This is a genomic window from Bizionia sp. (genome assembly GCF_048259285.1).
GTDB lineage: Bacteria > Bacteroidota > Bacteroidia > Flavobacteriales > Flavobacteriaceae > Algorimicrobium > Algorimicrobium hallyeonense.
In genome coordinates this window covers 1-7,523 of record NZ_JBLXHU010000066.1, presented here as the reverse complement: position 1 = coordinate 7,523, position 7,523 = coordinate 1, and the positions used below count along the sequence as shown (strand labels likewise).

Here is a 7,523-nt window from a genome sequence, read left to right as displayed (position 1 = left end):
ACGACCTTATTCTGGATGCAAAAACCACACGCTCACCAGCAGACTATTCAAAAGCCTTAAAGCCACAAGGAGAATATATAACCGTGGGTGGTGATGTAAACAAGCTTTTAGGGATTCTGATAAAAGGGCCGTTTTACAAAAAGAAGATGCGCATACTTGCCCTTAAAGCCAACAAAGACTTAGACTATATGCACCAGCTAATAGCCGAGGGGAGACTAAAATGCGTACTTGAACCCAAGCAGTTTAGCTTAAGTGAGGCCGGAGAAGCCGTGCTGTATTTTGGCGATGGCCTGCATGAAGGGAAAGTGATTATAAATATTGGGGAGTGATTATATTGCAGAACAATAATGTCGCAATCCAAACAACTTATAATTTAGTCGCTAGTTCTGTGTAAATTGAAAAAACACACTAAATGAAAATCACATGTTCAGACATCAAGGCAAAAGCAGGACTTTAAAACACAACCTGCGGATTGCCATAGTTTTGTCTTTTGTGGCTGGAATTGTAAATGTTACAGGGTTTTTATCTTTTCATCAATTGACAACGAATGTAACCGGACACTTTGCTCTATTTATCTTCGACCTGGCTCATTTCGAATTTTGGAAAGGAACAGTATACTTTTTATACATCCTCATATTTTTGTTGGGCTCGTTTGTCTCAAGTTTATTAATTGAGAAATATAAAACCAACAAAAAGCTAAATGTATTCGTATTGCCAACCTTGATCGAATGCTTTGTTCTAATAGCCATTGTGATTTTTAATTATTTGTCGCAGGTAAAATACCCTGACTTAATTATTTGCTCGTTACTTTTCGCCATGGGTATTCAAAACTCATTTGTTACCAAAATCTCGAATGCAGTAGTGAGGACAACCCACCTCACCGGACTTTTTACTGATTTAGGAATTGAACTATCGCAACTCTTTTTTCCTGAATCTCATCCGTATCAAGAAAAAATTAAAGTAACCATAAAATTGCGGATCAATATAATTTCCTTTTTCTTCCTTGGCGGACTGATTGGAGGATACGTTTATACAAAACTAGATCTGGAACTAAACACTCTGATTTTTGGCGTGCTAATTTTACTTACGAGCTTATTTTATGATGATTTGAGATATCAACTAATCAGAACAAGAAGAAAATACAATCAGAGGAAGATAGCCCAATAATGTACATCTGAAATAGAAATGACCCAAAGAGTCTACAGTTTTTAGCTTTATTAAGCCGGTAAAGTTAATTTTACATAATGCAAGAGAAATTTCATTTATTAAGACAACATTTTGAAGAAATAGCTTCAATAACTGATGACGAATGGAGTTTTATTCAATCCCATTTTGAATACAAAAGCCTTAAAAAACACCAATTCTTAATTCAAGTTGGCCAACCTGTAGATTTTGAATACTGGATTATTAATGGATTGGTAAGGACCTACGCAATTGATGATAAAGGCAAGGAACACATTCTACTTTTTGGAATGGAAGAGTATTGGGTTAGCGATCATTTTGCCTTTCAAAATCAAGTTCCCAGTACTTTATTTATTGACTGTTTAGAAGATTCTGAGTTTTTTAGCCTTTCCCTAAAAAGTCGAGAACTAATTTGTGCTGAAATACCTGCTATTGCCAATTTTTTCAGACTTAAATCCAACTCTGGATACATAAGTCTTCAACAAAGAATACTCTCGCACCTTACAATGTCAGCAGAAAATAGATATGAGTATTTATTGAGCAAATTGCCCAATCTTATCCAACGCGTACCAAAAAAATTAATCGCTTCTTATCTAGGTGTTTCGAGAGAAACACTAAGTCGCTTTAACAGCGCAAAGTGACATAAATCACTTTAAAATGGTGAGGTATGTCCTCGCACACCCCTTGGTATTCATAGAATTTTGTATCGAACATTAAATACAATTTATTATGAAAACAACCAAAGGATTATTCCTCCTTATTAACATGATTGTTCTAGGATTTACACCTTATGCACAGGAAGTTAAAAGACCATTATCAGGTAACTCATACGGTATTATTAACATAGACGAATATGTTAGATTATTACCCAAAAACCACAACGGTATTATTAAGGACATCAGATTAATAGACCGCGAACACTCAGGTGTTAGAATTTTTAGGTTGTATGAAGAAGTTCCTATGCACTACCACGCAAAATCTGATGCCTACCTCTACATCTTAAATGGCAAAGCAGAATTTTATGTGGCTGATAAAGGGCCTGTTGTTGCAGGAAAAGGCGACTTACTTTTTTGGGGGAAAGGCACAGCACACGGAAACGGAAAAATTTTAGAAGGCCCCTTAGATGTACTCGTTTTTGATGCCATTGCCAGAGACCCTAGCGATGTTATCTGGGTAGATCCTTCAACCCAAAAGAAATTTTTAGGCAACTAATCAAATCACATTCAATTTTTAAAAACAATAACGATGAAAACGATAACAATTATAAAAACAGTCTTCTTGACATTTGTAATGAATTTTACAATGCTGGCACAAGCACAATTGGAAACCATAGCAACATTTCCTGAGTCTCGACCTGGTAATATTACAGTCTCTACCGATGGAAGAATATTTGTAACAATGAGTGCCTTAAGCGCTTCAAAATATATGGTGAAAGAAATTTTGCCTAATGGAGAAGCCATTCCTTTTGGTGATAAAGAATGGATCGTAAAACCAGAAAACGGGAGCTTAAAAGGGATCAATTCAACTATCGGAATTCAAGCCGATGCCAACGGAATTCTTTGGGTATTGGATATGGGCAACGTAAAACAAAATCAGGTTCCAAAATTGGTGGGTTTTGATTTGGTAACCGGTAATGTAACAAAGGTTTTTCCTATTCCAAATACGGTATTATCAACAAAACCTTTTTTACAGGATTTTGTGATTGATGTGAAAAACAACACTGCTGTAATTGCAGATATGACAGATGCTTTAAATCCGCCAGTTGCACCAGCTTTTGTCGTGATTAACTTAGAAACGGGTTATATAAGACGTGTTTTGGAAGGGAATGCTTCATTTTTACCTGCTGATGAACCAGTGAAAATTCACGGCAGATTAGTATCCAACAAAAGAAATGACGGTACTACCATTCAGCCAAGATATCCTTTAAACCCAATTTCTATTGATGACGAAAACAACTACATCTACTATGGTGCAATGGGTAATACTAAAATTTACCGCATTCCGTCTGCTGTTTTAGCGGATGAAAGTAAACAAGATAGCGACCTGAATAAGTACATCGAATTTTATGCCAACAAACCAAAATCAGACGGATTTAAAGTGGGTGCAAACGGAAAAGTATATGTAACCGATGTTGAAAATTCAGCCATTGTAGAAAGTACGCCTGCTGGAATGAAAACCATTGCACAATCTAAAAAAGACCTGTCTTGGCCCGATGGTGTTGCCATACACCGAAACTACTTGTATATCGTAGCAAATCAGCTTCACAATCTGCCTTTATTAAATGAAGGAAAAGACGCCAGTAAACCGCCTTACTTGGTGCTAAAAATGAAGCTTCAAGATTAAATAAAATTAAAAGTAAAGTGATGTATGAGCAGTATTAAATGTGACATATATCACTTTAAAATGGTGATCTACATCCTCGCACAGCCCTCGATTTAAACGGAAATTTGTATAAGAAATTTAAAACATATTAAAATGAAAACAATAGTAAATACATTAAAAACAATTGCGTTAGCAGCTACGCTTTTTACTGCTGTAACAACAAATGCACAACAAGTACCAACATCACCTTATGGAGCAGATGACGAAATTGGTGCGTTAAATCTTTTGAATGAAGAAACGGTTTTAGATGCCGTAAAATTGGTTAAAAAAGGAAAAGTATACTGCTTAGGAATGGTGGTAAATGCACAAACTGCAGCTTTCCGTCACAGATACTTTCACATTGAAACTTTACAACCAGAAACTGCTGCTGCAGGTTCCAACAAATTCACTTACGTAGATGACCAGTTAATTGGTTGGACAGGTGTTGGATCTCAAATAAACGGATTGGCACATTATGGTAGAGACAATGTGCATTATAACGGACATAAAGTAGAAGATTTTTTAACCGTTTCTGGTGTAAAAAAATTAGGTCTAGAAAAATTACCCCCAATTGTTACTAGAGGTGTTGTGCTAGATATGCGCTCGTACTACAATCAAGATATTATAAAAGAAGGCACTGTTTTTACGGTAGAAGACATTGAAAAAGTAGCTAAAAAACAAGGCATTGAAATCCGTAAAGGAGATGTGGTTCTGTTTTACACAGGATGGACAAAATTAATGGGTAAAGATGATAAACGCTATTTAGCTGGCGGACCTGGGATTGGTACTGAAGCTGCACATTACTTAGGTAAAAAAGGAATTGTAGCAGCAGGTGCTGATAACTGGTCTTTTGAAGCGGTGCCACACGAAAACAGCTCACTTTCTTTCCCTGTAAATCAAATGATGGCAACCGAATACGGTGTACAAGTATTGGAAAATATTCTTGTAGATGAATTGGTTGAGGATAAAGCTTGGGAATTCCTTTTTGTGTTGGGTCATCCTTTATATGAAGGCTCTACACAAGTACAAATAAATCCTGTTGCTATTAAATAACAGTAACAAAAAAAAGCTTAGAAACTATGGAAACATCAACCATATATAGAGATACAACGATAGCCAAAAAGAAGAGTCTTCCAGCCGCTTTATGGGCATTGACCATAAGTGCGTTTGCCATAGGAACAACGGAATTTGTAATTGTAGGTTTGCTATCTACTGTTGCCAACGACTTAGGCACATCATTAACCTCAGCAGGACTATTGGTTAGTTTATATGCCATTGGTGTAGCAATTGGCGCACCCATATTAACTGCCTTAACAGGCAAAATTCCTAGAAAACAATTACTGATGGGCATTATGTTACTATTTATAATTGGTAACGGATTAGCAGCAATTTCACCAAGTTTTGAATTATTGCTACTGTCAAGAGTCGTAACAGGTTTTGCTCACGGTGTATTTTTCTCCATCGGTTCTACCATTGCAGCTAGTTTAGTCCCAAAAGACAAAAGAGCAACTGCCATTTCAATAATGTTCGCAGGTCTTACGGTAGCCATTGTAACCGGTGTACCTTTGGGAACATATATCGGTCAAAATTTTGGATGGAGAGCAACCTTTATTGGTGTTGCTGTTTTAGGAGCAATTGGTACTATAGCTAGTATAGCTCTGGTTCCTAAAAACATCAAACAATCTGCACCATTACGTCTTATAGACCAACTAAAGGTGATAAAGAATCCGTCTATTTTATTGGTGTTAGCCATTACCGCATTTGGTTATGGTGGTACGTTTGTCACCTTTACCTATTTAACTCCTTTACTGGAAGAAGTAACCGGTTTCTCTTCAAACATGACCAGTGTATTTCTTTTAATCTATGGCATAGCCATCGCCATAGGAAACATTGTGGGTGGTAAAGTATCTAACAACAAACCAGGAAAAGCACTATTAGTCATGTTTGCGTTGCAGGCAATAGTGTTGTTCATATTATACTTCACAGCTTCTAGTCAGATTTTTGCAATAATAACCTTGTTTTTTATGGGAATACTTGCATTTTCAAACGTACCAGCATTGCAATTATACGTAGTGAAAATGGCAGAAAAGTATTTACCAGGAACCGAAGACGTAGCATCTGCATTAAACATTGCAGCATTTAACGTAGGAATTGCTATTGGTGCTTATGTAGGCGGAATGGTTGTAGAATCTGATCTGGGTATAGAAGCCACACCTTGGGTAGGTGGTATTCTAGTAATTGTAGGTTTTTTATTGACACTAGTTTTATTCAAAAAAGAAAAAATATAATGATGACTACATTAAAATTTAGAAACAACGACAAAATGCCAATTTTAGGTTTAGGAACGTTTCGTTCTGAACCTAATGAAGTGTACAATGCAGTACTTTCCGCTATTAAAATAGGCTACAGACATATAGATTGTGCTGCGGCTTACGGAAACGAGAAAGAAGTAGGTAACGCAATTGCCGAATCAATTAAACAAGGATTAGTCACACGAGAAGATTTATGGGTGACTTCAAAATTATGGAATGCTTCCCACGGTGAGGAGAATGTGATTCCTGCACTGAATCAAACTTTAGAAGATTTACAACTAGATTATCTAGACCTGTATCTTATCCATTGGCCAGTAGCTCTTAAAAAAGGAACGGAGATGCCAGAAAAAGCATCCGATTTTATTCCGCTTTCAGAAGTACCATTAACCAATACTTGGAAAGGGATGGAAACTGCTTTGGAGCAAGGACTTGCAAAGCATATTGGCGTGAGTAACTTTAATGAAAATCATCTTAAGGAAATAATGGCGACAGCAGTTCATCAACCAGAGATAAATCAGGTGGAAATACATCCGTTTTTACAGCAAGAAGAATTAAAATCATTTTGTACACAACAAGATATTCTGCTAACCGCTTACGCGCCTTTAGGTTCGCTTGTAGATGAAAACACCACGCTACGTTTGTTGGAAAATGATACTATAAAAAACGTAGCCGACTCAAGAAATATGTCGCCTGCACAAGTAGCATTGGCGTATACTATGCAACGAGGTATTGCGGTAATTCCTAAATCTATAAATGAAGCGAGATTGCTTCAGAATTTAGAGACTTTACACCATACACTTACTGAAGAGGATATAGTGTTGTTGAAGGATCTAGACAAAGGACACCGTTTTATTGATGGCAAATTTTGGGAAGTTGAAAATGGCCCTTATTTAGCCCAAAATATCTGGAGTTAAATAAGATTCTCCTGTCGCACAGATTTAATCCCGCAGCCTAAAACCAAAGATTTTTACCCTTTTTGAATATTCTCCATTTTTCACTCAAATTTGCTATTAATTCAACCTTGGCGCAAATTTACACCAAGGTTGAATTACTATGCCATGACAAAATATTTCCTTTGACCGATCCAAACGATTAGTGGTTAAAATCTCAAGCTTAATAAGACAGGTACGAAAGCAGCAAGCTTGGGGAGATTGAATTAGAACAAAACTCTACGAAACTAAATAGAGGGGATTCACCGAAGACAGCAGAGAAGAATTCTAATGCAATCCAAGTTGCTCCTAACGGCTAAGTATCGCTTAATCAGTTGGCGCGGACTTCTAGTCCGTACTTAGCATAATCCCCTGACTTTCCCTTCAAAGTATAATGCCTTAACCTTAAAACCTCAAGTACCCCCGAAATATTCTATTTTCGAATAATGCTTCACTATTCAGAAAACAAGATTTACGACACCATCATTATTGGGGGTGGCCAGGCCGGGTTATCGGTTGCTTATTTCATTAAAAGAACAAGCTCCAATTATTTGATATTGGATGACCAGAGCGAACCGGGTGGTGCATGGCTTAACACCTGGGATAGGCTGAATTTATTCTCTCCATCACAGTACAGCTCGCTTTCTGGCTGGCAAATGCCGCCTTGCAAAAAAGAATATCCCACCAAATATGAACTCCTAACTTATTTAGCGGAGTACGAAAAAAGGTATGACTTCCC

At 37.0% G+C, this 7,523-nt stretch carries 9 protein-coding genes; all 9 read left to right on the top strand.

The annotated features are described in order from the left end of the window. On the top strand, positions 1-329 hold a 329-nt coding region (locus ACN0QX_RS14695; RefSeq protein WP_417198039.1), incomplete at its 5' end, for a zinc-binding dehydrogenase. A 94-nt stretch (positions 330-423) separates the two neighbouring features. Beyond that, the gene (locus ACN0QX_RS14690) at positions 424-1,167 is read left to right on the top strand and encodes a YoaK family protein (protein WP_417198037.1); all 744 of its coding nucleotides are present in this window, start codon (positions 424-426) and stop codon (positions 1,165-1,167) included. A gap of 77 nt (positions 1,168-1,244) precedes the next feature. After that, on the top strand, positions 1,245-1,823 hold the full coding sequence (locus ACN0QX_RS14685; protein WP_417198035.1) for a Crp/Fnr family transcriptional regulator: 579 nt from the start codon (positions 1,245-1,247) through the stop codon (positions 1,821-1,823). An 88-nt stretch (positions 1,824-1,911) separates the two neighbouring features. Beyond that, on the top strand, positions 1,912-2,394 hold the full coding sequence (locus tag ACN0QX_RS14680) for a cupin domain-containing protein (protein ID WP_417198033.1): 483 nt from the start codon (positions 1,912-1,914) through the stop codon (positions 2,392-2,394). A 33-nt stretch (positions 2,395-2,427) separates the two neighbouring features. Then, positions 2,428-3,525 carry an L-dopachrome tautomerase-related protein gene (locus ACN0QX_RS14675; protein ID WP_417198031.1) on the top strand — a complete coding sequence of 366 codons (1,098 nt, stop codon included), beginning with the start codon at positions 2,428-2,430 and terminating at the stop codon, positions 3,523-3,525. A gap of 132 nt (positions 3,526-3,657) precedes the next feature. Beyond that, the gene (locus tag ACN0QX_RS14670) at positions 3,658-4,596 is read left to right on the top strand and encodes a cyclase family protein (protein ID WP_417198029.1); all 939 of its coding nucleotides are present in this window, start codon (positions 3,658-3,660) and stop codon (positions 4,594-4,596) included. A gap of 26 nt (positions 4,597-4,622) precedes the next feature. Beyond that, on the top strand, positions 4,623-5,831 hold the full coding sequence (locus tag ACN0QX_RS14665) for an MFS transporter (RefSeq protein WP_417198027.1): 1,209 nt from the start codon (positions 4,623-4,625) through the stop codon (positions 5,829-5,831). After that, a complete protein-coding gene (locus ACN0QX_RS14660; RefSeq protein WP_417198025.1) occupies positions 5,831-6,769 on the top strand; it encodes an aldo/keto reductase in 939 nt (312 codons plus the stop codon). The genes ACN0QX_RS14665 and ACN0QX_RS14660 overlap by 1 nt, the downstream gene beginning before the upstream one ends. 461 nt (positions 6,770-7,230) lie before the next feature. Then, positions 7,231-7,523 (top strand): NAD(P)-binding protein (locus tag ACN0QX_RS14655; protein WP_417198023.1); only part of this gene is annotated, 293 nt, incomplete at its 3' end.

What these genes read in the sequence shown, in the direction of transcription:
- ACN0QX_RS14690 (WP_417198037.1), top strand. Translation starts at nt 424, where the DNA reads ATGTTCAGACATCAAGGCAAAAGCAGGACTTTAAAACACAACCTGCGG.
- ACN0QX_RS14685 (WP_417198035.1), top strand. Translation starts at nt 1,245, where the DNA reads ATGCAAGAGAAATTTCATTTATTAAGACAACATTTTGAAGAAATAGCT.
- ACN0QX_RS14680 (WP_417198033.1), top strand. Translation starts at nt 1,912, where the DNA reads ATGAAAACAACCAAAGGATTATTCCTCCTTATTAACATGATTGTTCTA.
- ACN0QX_RS14675 (WP_417198031.1), top strand. Translation starts at nt 2,428, where the DNA reads ATGAAAACGATAACAATTATAAAAACAGTCTTCTTGACATTTGTAATG.
- ACN0QX_RS14670 (WP_417198029.1), top strand. Translation starts at nt 3,658, where the DNA reads ATGAAAACAATAGTAAATACATTAAAAACAATTGCGTTAGCAGCTACG.
- ACN0QX_RS14665 (WP_417198027.1), top strand. Translation starts at nt 4,623, where the DNA reads ATGGAAACATCAACCATATATAGAGATACAACGATAGCCAAAAAGAAG.
- ACN0QX_RS14660 (WP_417198025.1), top strand. Translation starts at nt 5,831, where the DNA reads ATGATGACTACATTAAAATTTAGAAACAACGACAAAATGCCAATTTTA.